General features: G+C 68.4%; 20 protein-coding genes and 1 tRNA gene. 8 read left to right on the top strand and 13 right to left on the bottom strand.

Annotation, left to right across the window (positions count from 1 at the left end):
• Nucleotides 1–84: 84 nt before the first annotated feature.
• Together AB6V29_RS11145 and AB6V29_RS11140 are read right to left on the bottom strand one after the other, a co-directional pair.
• Nucleotides 85–468, bottom strand: a complete 384-nt coding sequence (locus AB6V29_RS11145) for an RNA-binding S4 domain-containing protein (RefSeq protein WP_369358669.1) — start codon at nucleotides 466–468, stop codon at nucleotides 85–87.
• Nucleotides 469–510: 42 nt separating this feature from the next.
• Nucleotides 511–1,089, bottom strand: a complete 579-nt coding sequence (locus tag AB6V29_RS11140; RefSeq protein WP_369358668.1) for a GNAT family N-acetyltransferase — start codon at nucleotides 1,087–1,089, stop codon at nucleotides 511–513.
• A 123-nt stretch (nucleotides 1,090–1,212) separates the two neighbouring features.
• Between AB6V29_RS11140 and AB6V29_RS11135 the strand changes: the two genes are divergently transcribed.
• Together AB6V29_RS11135 and AB6V29_RS11130 are read left to right on the top strand one after the other, a co-directional pair.
• Nucleotides 1,213–1,286: transfer RNA gene (locus tag AB6V29_RS11135), tRNA-Pro, on the top strand.
• A 96-nt stretch (nucleotides 1,287–1,382) separates the two neighbouring features.
• The gene (locus AB6V29_RS11130; RefSeq protein WP_369358666.1) at nucleotides 1,383–1,541 is read left to right on the top strand and encodes a hypothetical protein; all 159 of its coding nucleotides are present in this window, start codon (nucleotides 1,383–1,385) and stop codon (nucleotides 1,539–1,541) included.
• Between the two features lie 34 nt (nucleotides 1,542–1,575).
• On the opposite strand, the gene AB6V29_RS11125 is transcribed toward AB6V29_RS11130, so the two are convergent.
• Complete coding sequence (locus AB6V29_RS11125; RefSeq protein WP_369358665.1) at nucleotides 1,576–1,728, bottom strand: hypothetical protein; 153 nt, start codon at nucleotides 1,726–1,728, stop codon at nucleotides 1,576–1,578.
• Nucleotides 1,729–2,069: 341 nt separating this feature from the next.
• Here AB6V29_RS11125 and AB6V29_RS11120 point away from each other — a divergent pair, with 341 nt between their 5' ends.
• Both AB6V29_RS11120 and AB6V29_RS11115 read left to right on the top strand, forming a co-directional pair.
• The gene (locus AB6V29_RS11120; RefSeq protein WP_267789386.1) at nucleotides 2,070–3,149 is read left to right on the top strand and encodes an acyl-CoA desaturase; all 1,080 of its coding nucleotides are present in this window, start codon (nucleotides 2,070–2,072) and stop codon (nucleotides 3,147–3,149) included.
• Between the two features lie 157 nt (nucleotides 3,150–3,306).
• Nucleotides 3,307–4,242, top strand: a complete 936-nt coding sequence (locus tag AB6V29_RS11115; RefSeq protein ID WP_369358664.1) for an alpha/beta fold hydrolase — start codon at nucleotides 3,307–3,309, stop codon at nucleotides 4,240–4,242.
• Nucleotides 4,243–4,245: 3 nt separating this feature from the next.
• On the opposite strand, the gene AB6V29_RS11110 is transcribed toward AB6V29_RS11115, so the two are convergent.
• Nucleotides 4,246–5,208 (bottom strand): NADP-dependent oxidoreductase, encoded by a 963-nt coding sequence (locus AB6V29_RS11110; RefSeq protein WP_369358663.1) that lies wholly within the window; start codon nucleotides 5,206–5,208, stop codon nucleotides 4,246–4,248.
• 119 nt (nucleotides 5,209–5,327) lie between these two features.
• Between AB6V29_RS11110 and AB6V29_RS11105 the strand changes: the two genes are divergently transcribed.
• Complete coding sequence (locus AB6V29_RS11105; protein WP_369358661.1) at nucleotides 5,328–6,278, top strand: LysR family transcriptional regulator; 951 nt, start codon at nucleotides 5,328–5,330, stop codon at nucleotides 6,276–6,278.
• Here the strand turns inward: AB6V29_RS11105 and AB6V29_RS11100 are convergent.
• From AB6V29_RS11100 to AB6V29_RS11090, 3 genes are all read right to left on the bottom strand, one after another.
• Nucleotides 6,235–7,902: an FAD-binding dehydrogenase gene (locus AB6V29_RS11100; RefSeq protein ID WP_369358659.1), complete on the bottom strand. Its 1,668-nt coding sequence runs from the start codon at nucleotides 7,900–7,902 to the stop codon at nucleotides 6,235–6,237. The genes AB6V29_RS11105 and AB6V29_RS11100 overlap by 44 nt on opposite strands.
• Before the next feature lie 92 nt (nucleotides 7,903–7,994).
• A complete protein-coding gene (locus tag AB6V29_RS11095) occupies nucleotides 7,995–9,287 on the bottom strand; it encodes an ABC transporter permease (protein WP_369358657.1) in 1,293 nt (430 codons plus the stop codon).
• On the bottom strand, nucleotides 9,284–9,991 hold the full coding sequence (locus AB6V29_RS11090; protein WP_369358656.1) for an ABC transporter ATP-binding protein: 708 nt from the start codon (nucleotides 9,989–9,991) through the stop codon (nucleotides 9,284–9,286). Before AB6V29_RS11090 ends, AB6V29_RS11095 begins: the two co-directional genes overlap by 4 nt.
• Before the next feature lie 132 nt (nucleotides 9,992–10,123).
• Between AB6V29_RS11090 and AB6V29_RS11085 the strand changes: the two genes are divergently transcribed.
• Together AB6V29_RS11085 and AB6V29_RS11080 are read left to right on the top strand one after the other, a co-directional pair.
• Nucleotides 10,124–11,332, top strand: coding sequence for a sensor histidine kinase (locus tag AB6V29_RS11085; protein ID WP_369358653.1), 1,209 nt, complete (start codon nucleotides 10,124–10,126; stop codon nucleotides 11,330–11,332).
• Nucleotides 11,329–11,991 (top strand): response regulator, encoded by a 663-nt coding sequence (locus AB6V29_RS11080; RefSeq protein WP_369358650.1) that lies wholly within the window; start codon nucleotides 11,329–11,331, stop codon nucleotides 11,989–11,991. Before AB6V29_RS11085 ends, AB6V29_RS11080 begins: the two co-directional genes overlap by 4 nt.
• Before the next feature lie 217 nt (nucleotides 11,992–12,208).
• Here the strand turns inward: AB6V29_RS11080 and AB6V29_RS11075 are convergent, their stop codons facing one another.
• Nucleotides 12,209–12,421 carry an alternative tryptophan synthase beta-subunit gene (locus tag AB6V29_RS11075; protein ID WP_369358648.1) on the bottom strand — a complete coding sequence of 71 codons (213 nt, stop codon included), beginning with the start codon at nucleotides 12,419–12,421 and terminating at the stop codon, nucleotides 12,209–12,211.
• Nucleotides 12,422–12,930: 509 nt separating this feature from the next.
• Between AB6V29_RS11075 and AB6V29_RS11070 the strand changes: the two genes are divergently transcribed.
• Complete coding sequence (locus tag AB6V29_RS11070) at nucleotides 12,931–13,326, top strand: barstar family protein (protein WP_267786685.1); 396 nt, start codon at nucleotides 12,931–12,933, stop codon at nucleotides 13,324–13,326.
• A gap of 221 nt (nucleotides 13,327–13,547) precedes the next feature.
• Here AB6V29_RS11070 and AB6V29_RS11065 read toward each other — a convergent pair whose 3' ends face one another.
• The 5 genes from AB6V29_RS11065 to AB6V29_RS11045 are packed head-to-tail and all read right to left on the bottom strand — an operon-like array spanning nucleotide 13,548 to nucleotide 16,665.
• Nucleotides 13,548–14,090: a hypothetical protein gene (locus AB6V29_RS11065; protein WP_369358645.1), complete on the bottom strand. Its 543-nt coding sequence runs from the start codon at nucleotides 14,088–14,090 to the stop codon at nucleotides 13,548–13,550.
• Complete coding sequence (locus AB6V29_RS11060) at nucleotides 14,087–14,653, bottom strand: GAD-like domain-containing protein (protein ID WP_170210601.1); 567 nt, start codon at nucleotides 14,651–14,653, stop codon at nucleotides 14,087–14,089. The genes AB6V29_RS11065 and AB6V29_RS11060 overlap by 4 nt, the downstream gene beginning before the upstream one ends.
• 10 nt (nucleotides 14,654–14,663) lie before the next feature.
• Nucleotides 14,664–15,959, bottom strand: coding sequence for a polymorphic toxin type 15 domain-containing protein (locus AB6V29_RS11055; RefSeq protein WP_369358642.1), 1,296 nt, complete (start codon nucleotides 15,957–15,959; stop codon nucleotides 14,664–14,666).
• The gene (locus AB6V29_RS11050; protein WP_369358640.1) at nucleotides 15,956–16,273 is read right to left on the bottom strand and encodes a hypothetical protein; all 318 of its coding nucleotides are present in this window, start codon (nucleotides 16,271–16,273) and stop codon (nucleotides 15,956–15,958) included. Before AB6V29_RS11050 ends, AB6V29_RS11055 begins: the two co-directional genes overlap by 4 nt.
• Entirely contained in the window at nucleotides 16,270–16,665 is a 396-nt protein-coding gene (locus AB6V29_RS11045; protein WP_369358639.1) for a YbaB/EbfC family nucleoid-associated protein, read from the bottom strand. The genes AB6V29_RS11050 and AB6V29_RS11045 overlap by 4 nt, the downstream gene beginning before the upstream one ends.
• Nucleotides 16,666–16,667: the final 2 nt, after the last annotated feature.

The following is a 16,667-nucleotide window of genomic DNA, read 5'->3' as shown; positions in this document are numbered from 1 at the left end:
CAGGGTCTGAGATTCGCACAAGGTCAGTTGGCGGGGCCGGGGGGCGGCTGAGGTTGTGGGGATTGCCGAGGCTGTGACGCGCGGTCAGTCAGGGTCGCGGCCGCGGAGCTTCTCGATGTCGCGGCGGTCGCGCTTGGTGGGGCGACCGGCGCCGCGATCGCGCACCGGAACGAACGGCATGCTCTCTTTCGAGGGCGGCGGGGGAGTGCGGTCGTCCACTGACTCCGCGACGAGGGCCGCGCCGACACGCTTCGCGATCGTCTTCTTCACGACGAGGATCCGGTCGAAGCCCTGGATGCGCACACGCAACTCATCGCCGGGGCGCACAGGTTGGGCGGCCTTGGCCCGCTCACCGTTGACCCGGACGTGCCCCGCGCGGCACGCGGTGGTCGCCGCAGACCGGGTCTTGTAGACGCGCACCGCCCAGAGCCACGCATCGACGCGTGCGGTGGTCGCGGCATCCGTCATGTCAGGTCTTTCGTCGGCGAACCTCCATCGTAGGACGGGCTCTCACTCGCGCAGGCTCAGCGAGACGAGGGCGCGATCGGGCTTGGGGCGATCGACGATGTCGAAGCCCGCCTTCTCGAACATCGACACGGTGCCGCGATACAGCTGGTTGGCGGAGCGCTTCGTGACGGTGGTGTCGAGGGGATACGCCTCGATGACGCGGGCGTCGGCCTCGCGGGCGGTGGAGACCGCGGCATCCAGGAGCCTCTTCATCAGGCCTTGACCGCGGTGGGTCGTGCGAACGACGAAGCACGAGATCGACCAGACGTCGTCGGCGTCGAGGGGCTCGTCCGTCGCGGTCGTGACGTCGCGTGTACGCAGGAGGCGCGCCTGGTCGATGCGGGGACCGACGCGTACCCAGCCCGCGGGCTCGCCGTCGACGTAGGCGATGAGTCCGGGAGCGCGATCGCCGTGCATCTCGGCGTGAAATCGCGCGGTGAGGTCGTCGCGCGAGGTCTTCTGAAACTCGGCGTTCGTGAGCAGCCACCATTGGCACTGGCAGCCGGGACCGTCTCCGCTGTCGAGCGCCGTCTCGGCGTCGTCGAAGCGGTCGCCGGTGGCGGGGAGGATCTCGATCGTCATGCCCGAGACCGTAGCGAGGGGTTCCGACATCGACAAGGGAGTGCGCACACGCCCGGGGTGGCCGTTGGTTCGCGGGGGAGTCGGCGAGGGGCTAATATAGGGGAGTTGCCCGCTCGCGGGTAACGGGATGTGGCGCAGCTTGGTAGCGCACTTGACTGGGGGTCAAGGGGTCGCAGGTTCAAATCCTGTCATCCCGACGGAATGGGTCGGAACTCGTAAAAGTTTCCGGCCCTTCGTCTTTTCTCGGGGGATGTCCGAGAGCTCGTCACCGCAGCGCCCATCGGGTGAGCCTCATGTTCGATTTCGACGAGTTCATGATCGCGCTTCCGTCCATCGTGATCATCGGTGGGATCTCGGCCCTGGTGTCGTGGCTAGTCATCCGCGGCGCAGTCCTCTCCGCACAGCGCACGTACCGCCGGGAGCAGATCGAGGGGCACTCGGACCAGCTCTGAGGCGCGGCCGGTCGAACCACCCCCGTCCGCCCGATCACGAGAAGTCGAACGTCAACACCGCCGTACGCGTCTCGGGTTCGAAGAACAGCAGGATCGCGTCGGCGCCGTGCCATCGCCAGGGGTACCCCGACGTCGCCGCGATGAACTGGAACGGGCGGCCGTCGGCCACCGCCGCGTCGTCAGACACAGCCAGGACGCGAACGTGGCCGACGAAATGCCAGTGCCCGTCAGCCTAGGGAGCCCCCGGCCCCGCCGTCCTCCTCGAGATCCACGTCGACCCTCACGACCAGCTCACCCACCGCGCAGCAGCCCCGAAAACGGCCCGAGACTGGCAATCGCCTGGGCAACGCCACCGCCATCGACCCGGAACATGCGGAATTCCGGGGATCACGGCGTCGCCGTATACGCCTGAGCGCATACGCCCCCCGTAGCGTGGCCAACAAGTCGTCGGCATCTGCCCCCGGCTTCGAGACTTCGGTCACCCCCACCGAGGAGCACGCATTGGCTGCACCCGTCATCGAGTCCCGGATGGGACCGATCCGTCAGACCTACAAGGGAACGACGGAGTTCCCGCCCATGGCCAAGGCCTACACGGAGTTGTCGCAGGTCGTCCGTGAGACGGGCCTGCTTGTTCGCGCCAGACGGTTCTACGCCCTGGTCGGGACCGTCCTCGCCCTCGGGTTCGGCGGGGCGATCACCGGCTTCGTCCTGCTCGGCGACAGCTGGTTCCAGCTGCTCATCGCCGCGGCCCTCGGCATCCTGTTCACCCAGGTGGCGTTCCTCGCCCATGAGGCCGCGCACAAGCAGATCTTCTCCTCGGGTAAAGCCAACGACCGCCTCGCGCTGTGGCTCGCGGCCGGTGTCGTCGGCATGAGCCTGTCGTGGTGGACCTCGAAGCACACCCGCCACCACGCCAACCCCAACCGCGTGGGCAAAGACCCCGACATCGAGATCGACACGATCTCGTTCATCGAGGTCGATGCCGCCAAGGCACGCGGCCTGCAGCGCTGGATCACCCAGCGCCAGGGGTGGGCGTTCTTCCCCCTGCTCACGCTCGAGGGCGCCAACCTCCACTTCATCGGTCTGCGCCACCTGCTCTCGAAGGAGCCGGTCAAGGGCCGCTGGACGGAGCTCGGCCTCATCGCCCTGCGCTTCGCGGTCTTCGTGGCTCCGGTGTTCGTCTTCCTGCCGCTCGGCATGGCCTTCGCCTTCGTCGGCGTGCAGCTCGCCGTGTTCGGTCTGTACATGGGCGCGTCGTTCGCGCCGAACCACAAAGGCATGGCCGTCATCGCTCCCGATGCGAAGCTCGACTTCTTCAGCAAGCAGGTGCGCACCTCGCGCAACATCACCGGCGGCTGGTGGGCCACCTGGCTCATGGGCGGGCTCAACTACCAGATCGAGCACCACCTGTTCCCGAACATGCCGCGCCCGCACCTCAGCAAGGCCCGTGCGATCGTCAAGGAGCACAGCCAGACGCTCAACGTCCCCTACGTCGAGACCACGTTGTTCGAGTCGTACGGCATCGTCATCCGCTACCTGAACCAGGTGGGGCTCGCCGCTCGCGACCCGTTCGAGTGCCCCATGACTTCGGCGGCCGCGCGGGCCTGACGCCCACACGACCAGCCATTTCACAGAGGGCCCCGCATCGCGCGGGGCCCTCTGTCGTGGTTTCGGTGACAAATGTCACCGCGAGTGGTGACCGACGGCTCTCCCGCCCACGGGCAGCCACTGGTCGACTGGAGGAACCTCGACCCGAAGGATCCCCGTGAAGAAGTCCACCCGCCTCGCCCTCCTGCTCCCACCCGTCGTGATCGTCGGCGTCCTCGCGGCGACGCTGGCCACCACGGCCGCCGTCAACGCCGTGGCCACCCGCGCCGAGGCCGCGGAGATCACCCCGTACGGCCAGCGGGTTCCCGTGGGGGGTCGTTCGATGAACGTCGTCGTGAGCGGTGACCACGCGGAGACCATCGTGCTGCTGCCGGGCCTGGGCACCGCGGCACCCGGCCTCGACTTCGCCCCGCTCATCGACCAGCTCGACGACACGTACCGCGTCGTCGCCGTCGAGCCGTTCGGAACCGGGCTGAGCGATCAGACCGACGTACCGCGCACGGCCGCGAACATCACGAGCGAGGTGCACACGGCGCTGGAGTACCTCGGCGTCGACCGCTACGCGCTCATGGGGCACTCGATCTCGGGCATCTACGCGCTGACCTACGTCGAGGCGTATCGCGATGAGGTGACGGCGTTCGTCGGCATCGACAGCAGCGTGCCGGACCAACCCGGCGGTGACGAACCGATCGCGACCGACTCCCTCGCCCTCTTGAACACTCTCGGCCTCACCCGCGCCCTTCGAGCGCTCGCCCCCGACCCGTACGAGGGACTGCCCTACGGCGCGAACGAGAGGGAGCAGATGCGTCTGCTCACGAACGCGAACTCCGCGGCGCCGACCGTGCTCGACGAGATGGCCCACGCATCGACGAATTTCGCCGACGCGGGAGGTCGACGCTTCCCCGCCGACCTCCCGGTGCTGCTGTTCGCGCGCGAGGCCGACGACGACGTCGAGGGATGGGTCGACCTTCACCGCGCCCAGGCGGCATCCGTCGACCGGGGCGAGATGGTGCCGATGGCGGGCGAGCACTACCTGCACCACACGCTCTCGCGCGAGATCGCCGAGGGTACGCGCCGCTTCGTCGGCGGCTGAGGCTCAGGGCACGAGAACGATCTTTCCCGTCCCCGTCCCCGCCTGCCCGAACGCGTGCGCTGCCGCGGCGTCGGACAGGGGGAACGTCTTCGCGACGACCACACGCACCTGGCCGCTCGCCGCGAGCTCGGCGAGGCGTTCCCGGAACGAGAGTCGGTAGGCGGTGCCGGCATCCTGACCCGGTCCATAGCCGAGGAGCTTGATGCCGCTGCCGTGGCGTCGGTCCGAGCCCGTGATCGAGGCGATGCGGGCGGGATCCGCGACGAGCGCGAGCGAGACGTCGAGCGCTTCGTCGGTGCCGACGGTGTCGATCGCGGCGTCGATTCCGTCCGGCGCGACGCCGCGCACTCGATCGGCGAGTCCCGCACCGTACTCGACGGGGATCGCGCCGAGTTCGCGCAGCAGCTCGTGATGACGGGCTGAGGCGGTGGCGATCACCCGCGCGCCGAGCTGCCTCGCGAGTTGCACGGCCATGAGTCCGACTCCGCCCGCGCCGCCGTGGACGAGCACGGTCTCTCGTGCGACGAGCCCGGTCGCCGCGAGGGTGTGGGCGGCGGTGAGGCCCGCGAGCATGAGCGACCCGGCCTCCGCCCAGCCCAGCGCGGCGGGTTTGGGAATGAGGGATGCCACGGGTGCGACGACGTGATCCGCATACGCCGCGTGCGCGGGATAGACGATGACATCGTCGCCCACCGCGGTGCCCTCGACGCTCGAGCCGACCGCGATGACCGTTCCCGCGGCATCCATGCCGAGCGCCGGAAGCGTCTCGGTCAATCCGGCCTCCTCTTTCTCGTCGTCGTCCACGTCGTGGAAGGCTCCGCTGTAGAGCTTCCAGTCGAGCGGGTTCACACCGGCAGCGCGCACGCGCACGACGACCTCGTCGGGGCCGGGCTCGGGGGTGTCGATCTCGACCACCTCGAGGACCTCGGGACCGCCGAAGGCGCGGGGGCGGATGACTCTGGACATGGGGACCTCCGGGATCAGGGGGCGGCTCGATCTCGCGCCGGATCCATCGTCGCCCTGGGAGTGGGTTTCAGAAAGCGCAACATATGCAAACTGTCATTGCGTCAGACACAATGACGAAGGTGGCGATCGAACAGATGGACCTCAATCTCCTGCGCGCACTCGACGCGCTCCTGCGGACGGGCAGCGTGTCGCTGGCCGCGGAGCGTCTGCATCTTTCCGTGCCCGCTACCAGTCGGGCGCTAGGGCGTCTGCGTCAGACGATGAACGACCCGCTGCTCGTGCGCGCGGGCCGCGGCATGGTTCCCACCCCGTTCGCGCTGCGGACGGCGCCGCGCGTGCGGTCTCTCCTCGAGGAGATCGAACGCCTCCGGCGCCCCGCCGACGACGACCCGTCCGCGTGGCACCGAACGTTCTCGATCCGCATCAACGACGCCCTGTCGCCCGTGCTCGCGCCGCGGCTCACGCGTCTGGTCGCCACCCGTGCCCCGCACGTCCAGCTGCGGTTCGTGGCGCAGCAGTCCAAGACGGTCGAACTCCTGCGCGATGGCACCCTCGATCTCGACGTGGGCGTCGTCGATCCCGGTCCGCCCGACGTGCGAGCATCCGTCCTCTTCGCCGACACCTTCGTCGCCGTGGTCTCGGCGGCATCGAGAATCGGACGAATGCCGCGGCTCGATCTCGACGAGCTGTGCGCGGTGCCGCACGTCTCGGCATCGCGCCGCGGACTCGACCGCGGTCCGCTCGATGAGGCCCTGGAAGCGCGGGGGCGGAGCCGGCGCGTCGTCGCTGTGGTCCCGACCTACGCGGTCGGTGCGCTGATGGCGCTCGAGGACGACGTGCTGTGCCTCATCCCCTCGGTGCTCGCCCGGCACCTGACCGAGCGCGGGGTGCCCTTGCGCGTGCACGAGGTTCCCGTCGACCTGCCGAAGGCCACCGTGCAGCAACGGTGGCACGAGCGGGTCGAAGCCGATCCGGCATCGCTCTGGCTGCGCGCGATGACGCAGGAGGCGGTCGGTGAACTCCGGCTCACAGACGCCCCGCCAACGCCCTCCCCACCGTCCGCCCGGTGAACAGGCACCCGCCGAGGAAGGTCCCCTCGAGTGCGTTGTACCCGTGGGCGCCGCCGCCGCCGAAGCCCGCGGCCTCGCCGGCCGCGTAGAGCCCGGGGATCGGCATCCCGGATCCGTTCAGGGCGCGGCCGTCGAGGTCGGTCTGGATGCCGCCGAGTGTCTTGCGCGTGACGATCCAGAGCCGTACGGCGATGAGTGGGCCGTGGCGGGGGTCGAGGATCGCGTGGGCGGGGACCGTGCGGAAGAGTCGATCGCCGCGGAAACGTCGGCTGTTCTGGATGCCGATGGTCTGAGCGTCTTTCGAGTACGGGTTCACGACCTCGCGGTCACGCGCCTCGAGCTGCCGGCGGATCGAGTCCTCGTCGAGGACGTCGTCTCCGGTGAGGGCGTTCATTCCGCGCACGAGCTCGGCCAGGGTGTCGGCGACGACGAAGTCGGCTCCCTCCCGCTTGAAGTCCTCGACCGGGCCGGGAGCGGCACGCCCGAGCCGCGTGCGCAGCAGCAGAGCCAGGTCGCGGTCGGTGATGTCGGGGTTCTGCTCCGACCCCGACAGCGCGAACTCCTTCTTGATGATCGTCTGATCGAGCACGAACCACGAGTAGTCGTAGTCGACGAGGTCGGGCGTCGAGCGCAGGATCTTCAGCGTGCCGAGGGTGTCGTACCCGGGCAGCCCCGGGAGGGGCAACCGGCGACCGCGCGCGTCGAGCCACATCGAGGAGGGACCGGGCAGGATCCGGATGCCGTGACCCGGCCACACGGGGTTCCAGTTCTGCAGCCCCTCGGTGTAATGCCACATACGATCGCGGTTCACCAGCCGCACGCCCTGGTCGGCGGCGATGTCGAGCATGCGTCCGTCGACGTGCGCGGGGACGCCGGTGACCATCGTGCGCGGGGGAGTGCCGAGGCGATCGGGCCACCAGCGGCGCACTCGCTCGTGGTCGCCGCCGATACCGCCCGAGGCGATGACGACGGCCTGCGCCGAGAGCTCGAACTCGCCGACCACCTCACGTGACGACGACACCCCGCGCGGGGAATCGTCGGGGGTGAGGATCGCGCCGCGCACGCCCGTCACGGCGCCGTCGGTGAAGACCAGTTCGTCGACCCGGTGGCGGAACCGCAGGTCGACGGCATCCGCCTTTCTCGCTTTTTCGGCGAAGGGTTCCGAGATCCCGGTGCCCGTTCCCCACGGCACGTGGAAGCGGGGAACGGAGTTGCCGTGGCCCCCGGCGCTGAGCGACCCGCGTTCCGCCCAGCCGACGACGGGGGTGAACCTCACGCCCTGCTGTTGGAGCCAGGCGCGCTTCTCGCTGGCGGCGAACTCGACGTACGCCCGCCCCCACTTCTGCGCCCATTCGTCCTCGGGGTGCGCGCCGTCCAGGCGGTCCCAGCCGGCGGAGCCCTGCCAGTCCTGCCAGGCGAGCTCGAACGAGTCCTTGACCCCGAGACGGCGTTGCATGGGGGAGTCGACGAGGAAGATCCCGCCGAACGACCAGAACGCCTGCCCGCCCAGGTTGGCGGCGTTCTCCTGCTCGACGATGATCACGCGCTTTCCCGCACGCACGAGCTCATTGCTGGCGACGAGGCCCGCGAGCCCTGCTCCGATGATGATGACGTCGGCGTCCATGTTCTCCCTCGGCGTCGAGTGGCGGGACCCACGCTACGCCGGTCGACGCGTCGAGGGCCGGTGCGGGGAGTCCCCGCGCACCGGCCCTCGTCTCACTCGTATCGCAGCGACTCGACCGGGTCGGCGCGCGCGGCACGCGCCGCCGGCAATGTTCCGGCGAGGAAAGCGATCCCCATCACCGCCAGCGTCGTCACGACGATCGACACCGGATCGAAGGCGATGAGCTGCAGGCCGGGTAGGTCACTGAACAGGCTCGTCGCGAGTTGGGCGCTGACCGCCGTCCCCACCCCGATCGCCACGACCGCGCCGAGCGCACTGCCCAGCAGACCGATGAAGATCGCCTCGAGGCTGAAGAGCGTGAACACGCGTCCGCTCCCCATGCCCATCGCCTTCATCAGGCCGATTTCCCGCGTGCGTTCCTGCACCGACATGAGCAGGGTGTTCACGATGCCGAAGCTCGCGGCCAGCAGTGCGATGATCGCGAAGGCGTTCAGGACCAGCACGATCCCGTTGATCACCGCTTCGAAGGTGCCCAGCTGATCGGCGACCGTCGTGCCGGTGTAGCCGGCGTCGGTGAGCGCGGCCTTCACGTCGGTCACGTTCGCACCCGCTGCCATCGTCGCGCTCGCCGAGGCGTACCGGTCGAGCTGGTCGGCGGGGACGCCGGTGTTCTGCGCGGCCGACAGGGCATTCTCGAGCGCGGCGTTCGTCGTGAGCGTCGTGGTGCTGCCGAAGGCCTCCTCGGTCACCCCGGTCACCGTCGCCTCGACCGTGTGTCGCGTGCGCACCGGATCGGTGACCGCGATGGTCACGGTGGCACCCACGGCCGCTTCGGCGTCGGCGAAGCCCATCGGCGCCACCAGGGCGTCGGGCAGGGCGACCTCCAACGTCTCGGAACCGTCGTCGGGCGCTGCCCCCGCTCCCAGCTGCGGCGTCTGTCCCGCCACGAGGCTCCCGGCCCGTGCGACGTACGGATCCCCGCCCGCCGCCTGAACGTAGTCGATCGTCACAGATCTCACCGGCTCCACGTGCGAGATGCCCGGGAGCGCCCCGATCGCCGCGACGTCGTCATCGGTGAGCGCCGTGACCTCGGTCGAGGTACTCGGAGGGCCCGCCTGACGCCCCGACGAGATGGCATCCGGATCGTATTTCTGAGGACCCGTGGATGCCGCGGCGTCGGTGCTCGTCTTCGTCACGGTCAGCGCGTCCGAGGCGCCCATCGCGCTCACGGTGCTGTCGATGAAAGCGTTGATGCCGGTTCCGAGCCCGTTGGTGATGGTGAGGGTGAAGGCGCCGACGAAGATCGCCAGCACCGTCAGGATCGTGCGGGTCTTCGAGCGGAAGGTGTTGGCGACGGCGGTGCCGACGAGGTCGAGGATTTTCACGCCGCGCTCCGCTCTTCGGCGACGATCAGGCCGTCGCGGATCTGCACGCGGCGGTCGCACCGCGCCGCCAGGTCTTCGTCGTGCGTCACGACGATCAGGGTGATGCCGTGCTCGCGATTGAGGCGGAAGAGGATGTCCTCCACGACCGCTCCGGTCGCCGAGTCGAGGTTGCCGGTGGGCTCGTCGGCGAAGATCACCTGCGGGTCGTTCACGAGCGCCCGCGCGATCACCGCGCGCTGCTTCTGTCCGCCCGACAGAGCGGTGGCCTTGTTGCGGGCCTTGTCGCCCATGTCGAGCTCGGCCAGGGCGGCCAGCCCTCGACGCTTGCGCTCGGCGCGTCCCACCCCGGCGATCTTCAGCGGCAGCACGACGTTGTCGAACACCGACGCGGTCGGCGTCAGGAAGAACTGCTGGAACACGAAACCGAAGGTCTTGTTGCGCGTGCGGTTCAGCCGGCGTCCGCGCAGGGTCGTGGCATCCACTCCGTCGAGGCGCACGGTGCCGCGCGTAGGTGCGTCCATCAGTGCCAAGAGGTGCATGAGCGTGGACTTGCCCGAGCCGCTCTTACCGAGGATCGCGATGCTCTCGCCGCGCTGGATGTCGAGGGTCACCCCGCGCAGCGCGTCGAAGCGGGCGGAACCTCGGCCGTACGACTTGTGCAGGTCGGTGACCGAGAGGAGTGGGGGAGCAGGATCGGATGCCATGACCTCACCCTCGCGCTCGGACCCCGGATGCCGCGTCCCACCGCCGGGGAAGACGCCTCCCCCTACGGGGGTATTCGGCAATGACCCGCCGGGGCGATCGCCGGGAGGGGAGGGAGGGGACAGACTGGTCGGGTGAGCGCCCCCGGATCGACGATGCCCGCGCGTCGCGCGATGCGGGTGGCGCGTCCGTGGCTCGTCGACCTCGGCTTCGCCTTCCTCATCGTCGGGCCCGCGTTCGCGCCCATCCCCGTCGCCGAGATGCGTCCGGCGAACACCCTCGCCCTTGTCCTGGTGCTGCTTCCGGCCGCGGTGCTGCCGCTGCGGCGCGTGCGTCCCCGGGTCGCGCTCGCCGCGTGCGCGGCGCTGTACCTGGGGGCGTTGAGCCTGGGAACCCTCTCTCCCGGCGCGACCCTCGCGCTGATCGTCTCGATGTACGCCGTCGCCCAGCGCACGACCCGGCGGGTGTCGGTCCCGGCTGGCCTCGTGGCCGTGATGGTCGTGGCGGGGGTGAGCATCGCCATCACGCTCGTCACCGGCATGGACACGCGTTTTCTTCAGGTGGCCCTCGCCCTCGCCCTCGCGGGCGCCGTCGGCGACGCATCCCGATCGCGACGCGCGTACGTCGAAGCGGTGGAGGAGCGGGCACGACGGGCCGAAGAGACCCGTGAGGCCGAGGCCCGTCGGCGCGTCACCGAGGAGCGCCTGCGCATCGCGCGCGACCTGCACGACGCGGTCGCGCACCGCATCTCGGTCATCAGCCTCAACGCCGGCGTCGCGTCGTCGTCTCTCGAGACGCGCCCCCAGAAGGCACGTGAGGCGCTCGCCACCATCCGCACCACCTCGCGCGACGTGCTCGGCGAGATCGGCGGGATGCTCAGCGTGCTCCGCACCCCCGACGAGGCCGTGGCCCTCGAGCAGCCCGGGCTCGCACGCGTCACCGAGGTGGTCGAGTCGGTGCGCGTGGCGGGGTGGGACGTCGTGGTGCGCGACGAGATCGGAACGGATGCCGAGGCCTCCGGCATCCCGATCGGAATCGGCATCGTGGCCTATCGCGTCGTGCAGGAGGGCCTCACGAACGCGATGAAGCACGGCAGCACGCGCCGCGCGCACGTCCTGATGCGTCGCGACGGGGACGTTCTCGAAGTCGTCGTCACGAACCCCCTGGATCGCATGCCCGACCCCGAGGACGCACCGCCGACGTCGGGGTTCGGGCTCGTCGGTCTGCGCGAGCGCGTCGACGCCGTGCGCGGTGAGCTCGACGCCGGCCTCGCCCCCGGCGGCTACCGGCTGGCCGCGCGTCTTCCCCTCCCCGCCGCCGCTCGATCGGAGACCGCCCCGTGACCACCGTGATCGTCGTCGACGACCAGTCGCTCATCCGCTCCGCCGTTCGCGATCTGCTCGACGCAGCCGACGGGATCACGGTCGTGGGCGAGGCCGTCGACGGCGAGACTGCTGTCGCGCTCGCCCGGCACCTCCGACCCGATGTGGTCGTGTGCGACATCCGGATGCCGCGGATGGACGGCATCGACGCCACCGCGGTGATCTGCGCCGACCCGGCCCTCACCGACACCCGGGTGCTCATCCTGACCACCTTCGAGGAGGACGAGTACGTCGTTTCGGCTCTGCGGGCCGGGGCGAGCGGGTTCATCGGCAAGGGCGCCGAGCCCGACGACATCGTGCGGGCGGTGCGAGCGGTGCACGAGGGGGGAGCCCTGCTCTCTCCGACGGCCACGCGCGCGCTGATCGAGACCTGGGTGCGCGCGGCTCCCGCGCCGGTGGGTGCGCCCCCGTCGCTCGAGGCATTGACCGATCGCGAACGCGAGGTCTTGCTGCTCATCGCGCGCGGGCACTCGAATGACGAGATCGCCGCCCAGCTGTTCATCTCTCCGCACACGGCGAAGTCGCACGTGAAGAACACGATGCTCAAGCTCGGGGCCCACGATCGCGCGCAACTGGTGATCGCGGCGTACGAGAGCGGGCTGCTCCGCCCCGGTCACTGACGGTTCTCGCTCGTAGGACTGGTGGTGGTGATCACGGCGAAACAGATCGGTGAACTTCGCCAGCGGTGGAGCAGCCGCGCGTCCGCAGCGAGGCGCACTGACCCGGAGGCCCGTGTGCGGATCATGCGCGCACTCATTCGCCGGGGCCGGGCGGGTCTTCGCGTCGAGCATCCAGGCCCCCGGGGTCGGCCGCCTCCGTCCCGCTCGCTGCCGGTTCTCAGCGCGGGACGACGGGCGCTCCCGCTCGCCGCGGTGGGTAGTCGCGAAGCGAGATCTCGCGGCTGCCGAACATGCCTCGACGCGCGCGGACCATGGTCACGCCGGAGCGGCGCAGATTCTCGGCGAGTTCTGCCGTCAAGGGCGCGTGATGCGCTTTCTGCCATCCGCCCGCCAGCGTGTAGGTGTGGGTCACCGTGCGGGGTCGAGTCATGGATGCCTCCTGAGGGAACCGTAGCGCCCGTGAATCGCACTCATCCCAAATGTCTTGCACCCGTCATCTGCCGGTTTTCCGGCGTAACCCGGTCGGTCACGATCGGAGCCGAAGCGCCCCCGGACAATGTCGCTATGACCACCGCGCGCATCGTGATCCTGTTCGCTCTGGCCGCGGTCGACGTCGTCGGTTACCTGGAGCGGCGCATCCAATCTCTAGAGGGATGAGTAGTTAGCTAGGCGAAATATTGGTCGCTTGTCAAGCGCCCTCCGTGGCGACGGCCTCTCGCGGACACTTGATCCATGAAGAACGAGAACACGCCTCACGAGGGCCTTGCCGACGACTTCGCCGATCTCGACACCTCGCGCCCCTTCGGCTCGTACCTGTCGGTGATCAACGGCGGCAACTAGTCGTCCGGAACCTCCGAGCGAGGTTCGTACGAGAGGGCCGGATGCCGTGGGCGTCCGGCCCTTCGTCGTTCGCTCCCACCGTCCAGAAGAAGGGATTCCATGACCCCACGCACCATCGAGATCGACGGCACGACGATCCACGGCATCCCGTCGCTCTACGCCGAACTTAACCGCGTGTTCATGCCCGACGAGGAGTGGACGCTGGGCGAGAGCCTCGATGCCCTCGACGACCTGCTGTACGGCGGGTTCGGGGTGCTCAACGGGGCGGAGTCGGCGCTGGTGGTGTGGAAGCGGGCTGACATCGCGCGGGAAGCGCTGGGGATCGATGCGACGCGCGAGTACTACCGCGCCAAGCTCGCCCGGCCGGAGGTTTACTCCGCGGCCACCGCTCAGCGCGCCCTCGCTGCGCTCGAGTCGGGGGCAGGGGAGACGTACTTCGAGCTGGTGGTGAGGGTTTTCCGGGATCACCGGAACATCGAGCTGGTGCTCGACTGACGGGGGAGGGTGATCCGGTTCCGGTGGGAGAGTGCGATCCTGCCGCAATCATGCGTGGTCGCGCAGAGACGCTTCCATCCGAGCCAGGATCGCGCTCCGATACGAGAGCTTCTTGGCGGCGGTCAAAGAGGAGAGCCCGAAGCGCGATGCCGTAGTGAAGTCGGGGTTCGGTTGCGCCAACCAGAGGTTATAGACCGTCTAGGGCTGGTCGTCGGAGTATTTCATGGCGAGGACGGCGACGAATGCGAGTGGACATAGCTCTCCATCCGGTCCACGACGGAGCCGCGGAACGGGAGCTTCTTGGCGAAACTGATCGGGGACACTCCGTGTACCGATACCAACGTGAAATCGGCATCTTCACGCTCGAACCACAGGTCGTAGATCGGATTCAGGTCCTCGTCGCTGTACTTCATGTTGAGGACTTCAAGAAAAGGGACGCGTCCGTTATCGTCCAGCGCGTTGATATCGGCGCCGGCATCGATCAGACGTCGCGCGATGCGCGCGTCTTCTCCGACGTCGTGGGAGACCTGACCGAAGAGGACGTGAAGAGCGGTTGCCCCACCATCACCAGCCGTGAGGGGGGCGCCCTCGTCGAGCAAGAAGTGGCCGAGGCTGTATCTACTCGGCAGGTCTTTATTGGCGAGTGCCTGCAGCAGGAGCCCACGTCCTCTCGCGTCCACCTTTTGAGCGTCGCCGGGGCGAAAGAGTGAAAAGAAGGTGCGTGCGGGTTCCCTAGAGGCGGTCGCGAAGAGTTCGATGATCAACTCGCAAACGGAATCGGCCCCGCAAGCTGCGTGGTGAACGCGATGTGCTCGAAAATGCGGGAACGGGTCAGGTACTCGACCCCTTCTGGACCTCCTGCAGGCAACGGAAGCTTGTACGCATAGATGTAATCGAAATCCTCGAGGGTGTTGAGTGAGCCATACGTCACGGCAGCCTCGGCGTACGGCGCGTAGTCCATGAATCTGTTGAGCCAGCTCTCCTGGGCTGCGAACAGTCCGATGAGGTCCAGACTCGATCCGACTCCGCCGGTTGCCCGGGCATAGCGGAACTGCAGGACGCGGTACTTCCCGTCGAACGAGACCACCACGTCCCCCATGGCCGTGGCGAGGACCGGAATCATGTCCGACCGGGGAAGAAATTCTCCGATCATCGAGGTGTAGTAATCCGGGTTCACCACGCGCAGGAACCCGTCGGCAGCCAGGCCGAATCCTTGCGCCTGCCACAGCTCGACGAGAGCCGGCTCTACCGACGGGCGGTATCGGTCGATGACCGCCTCGGGAACCGGGGCAACCGGCACGAAATCTCTAAACAGTTCGACACTCATCATCGAAATCCTATCCGCCGAGTTTGATGTTGAGGAGGGTGTTCCGGAGTTGCTCCGGCGTCATAGTCGCAGCGATGTCTCTAACCGCTTGCTCGAGATCCGGGACGCGTGACCGCCATTGAGAACCGATTGATGAGTTGACAGCGGCATCCCCGACTCCGTCGAAGTCGAGGGGATCCCCGCCAGCCACAGCATCCAACCGATGGATGGCATGTTGAGACTTCATCCACTCAAGGGCAGCTTGCTCCGCCTCGTCGTACGGCATGCCAGACCGCACGCGCTGGGCGATCGCGTCACTCAGGGCGACCTCTCTCACCGCGGCCTGTTCGGCCTTCACTGCGCTCGAGCGGTCCCCGGTGAACTCATCCCTCCGCTGCAGCCATGTCTCGAACGTCGTGTTGTCCAAGACGTCCTGAGCGTTGGTGATCTGACGATCCCACTCGGGGCGACTGTGCTTCGGGTTGTACGTGAAGTCGACGTCCAACTGAGTCGGATGGCGCACGAGGCTCTCGGCTGCAGTTTCCGCGGCGTGTACCGTGCTGGAGCCCTTGCCGCCCCCGGCCCACTTCGTCAAAAACTGCAACGCCTTGCCCGCCATGCCGCTCAGCTCGTCGACGAGCCCGCGGAGCTTCGTGAAGGCGTTCACGACGGTGGTGATGGTCTTGCTGATGCGCGGGACGAGCGCGGAGACCCGCGAGCCGACCTGCGCCGCGATCACGGGTGTTGCGAGACCGACGGTTGCGACGGCGGTGATGGCGGCCGAGATCGCCATGCCGACGATCTGACTGATGGCGTCTCGGACGAGATCATGGGTCATCTGCACGAGCGACGACGCCATCGACAAGCCCGTCGAGATCGCCCCCGCCCATTGGCCCGAGGTCGTGAGGTGCTGCGACAGCCCCTGCACGTGCGCCGTGTACGCGGTGATGGTCTCACCCGATAGCCCGTCGAGGTCAGCGAGCCGGTTCTGCGCGGTGACGCCGAGCTCGCTCATCCGGGCGCCCACGTTGCTCCAGGTTGCGGCGAATGCCTGGACTTCGGCCGCGTTCCCCGTGAGATCGTTCAGCCATCCCTTGAGCGGCTCGATGTGGTCGAGCAGCCACCCCAGGCCGTTGGCGATCAGCGTGCCGATGGGGTCCATCACGGCGGCGACGGTGTTCATCGCGGCCGAGAATCCCGCGATCCCTCCCTCGACCCAGTTGCCGCTCTGGATGGCATCGGCCAGAGCCTGCCCATCGGTGACGAGGAAGGCTCCCGAGAACGCGGATGTCGTATCCACGGGAGCCGCCACGAGCGAGTTGCTCATCCAAGGCCTCCCTCGAGGTGCTTCGTCACCTGGATGACGGTCTCTTCGAACGTGTCGAAGTCGGTGACGACCGCGCGTAACTCCTGCCCCGTGCGTTCGAGGACGCCCTCCGCGCCGCTGATGTGCTGAGAGACCGCCCCCGACACCATTCCGACAGGGGGAACGATCCAGGCGCAGAGAACGCCGAACGCCCCTCCGCCGAGGTTGACGCTCTGAATCGCCGATGCGGCCTCGGCAGCATCCGAGGCCAGCTGCTGCACGCGCGAGGCGTGCTGCAGCAGAATGTCCGCATCCATCCGGATCTGCTGGCTCATCGCAGCCCTCCTCGGCGCGTCACTCCGTCGTCTTCCTGGTCGGGAATGAGCTCCGCGGCCACGACGCCGACGATGGGGTCGGATTCGCCCATGATCTCGGTGGTCACCTCCAGGGTGCGAACGCGGGCGTTCTTCGTCGCCTTCGCGATCAGCTCCATCACTTCAGCGCTGACGCGTCGGCCCCCGCGCTCAAGGGCCGAGTCGGCAATCTCGAGGTCGCGCACAACCCCCGCCGCGTCCACCTCGACCGAGATGTCCCGGGTGCGTGCCACGGCCTTCGCTCGTACATCGGCGATGGCGGCCTGCAGCACGGGCAGCTTCTCGCCGCGTTCCTGCGCCCGACGCGTATCTTCTTCGATCCGCGCGAGCGTCTCTTCCGGTGATCCGTACACGC

Origin of the sequence: Microbacterium sp. 20-116 (assembly GCF_041079415.1) — a bacterium.
In the GTDB taxonomy this organism is placed as follows: domain Bacteria; phylum Actinomycetota; class Actinomycetes; order Actinomycetales; family Microbacteriaceae; genus Microbacterium.
Note: the sequence above shows the minus strand (reverse complement) of the source record. Positions and strands in the feature narration are given on the sequence as shown.

What these genes read in the sequence shown, in the direction of transcription:
- AB6V29_RS11145 (WP_369358669.1), bottom strand. Translation starts at nt 468, where the DNA reads ATGACGGATGCCGCGACCACCGCACGCGTCGATGCGTGGCTCTGGGCG.
- AB6V29_RS11070 (WP_267786685.1), top strand. Translation starts at nt 12,931, where the DNA reads ATGACCCCACGCACCATCGAGATCGACGGCACGACGATCCACGGCATC.
- AB6V29_RS11060 (WP_170210601.1), bottom strand. Translation starts at nt 14,653, where the DNA reads ATGAGTGTCGAACTGTTTAGAGATTTCGTGCCGGTTGCCCCGGTTCCC.
- AB6V29_RS11130 (WP_369358666.1), top strand. Translation starts at nt 1,383, where the DNA reads ATGTTCGATTTCGACGAGTTCATGATCGCGCTTCCGTCCATCGTGATC.
- AB6V29_RS11050 (WP_369358640.1), bottom strand. Translation starts at nt 16,273, where the DNA reads ATGAGCCAGCAGATCCGGATGGATGCGGACATTCTGCTGCAGCACGCC.
- AB6V29_RS11120 (WP_267789386.1), top strand. Translation starts at nt 2,070, where the DNA reads ATGGGACCGATCCGTCAGACCTACAAGGGAACGACGGAGTTCCCGCCC.
- AB6V29_RS11075 (WP_369358648.1), bottom strand. Translation starts at nt 12,421, where the DNA reads ATGACTCGACCCCGCACGGTGACCCACACCTACACGCTGGCGGGCGGA.
- AB6V29_RS11100 (WP_369358659.1), bottom strand. Translation starts at nt 7,902, where the DNA reads ATGGACGCCGACGTCATCATCATCGGAGCAGGGCTCGCGGGCCTCGTC.
- AB6V29_RS11110 (WP_369358663.1), bottom strand. Translation starts at nt 5,208, where the DNA reads ATGTCCAGAGTCATCCGCCCCCGCGCCTTCGGCGGTCCCGAGGTCCTC.
- AB6V29_RS11055 (WP_369358642.1), bottom strand. Translation starts at nt 15,959, where the DNA reads ATGAGCAACTCGCTCGTGGCGGCTCCCGTGGATACGACATCCGCGTTC.
- AB6V29_RS11090 (WP_369358656.1), bottom strand. Translation starts at nt 9,991, where the DNA reads ATGGCATCCGATCCTGCTCCCCCACTCCTCTCGGTCACCGACCTGCAC.
- AB6V29_RS11140 (WP_369358668.1), bottom strand. Translation starts at nt 1,089, where the DNA reads ATGACGATCGAGATCCTCCCCGCCACCGGCGACCGCTTCGACGACGCC.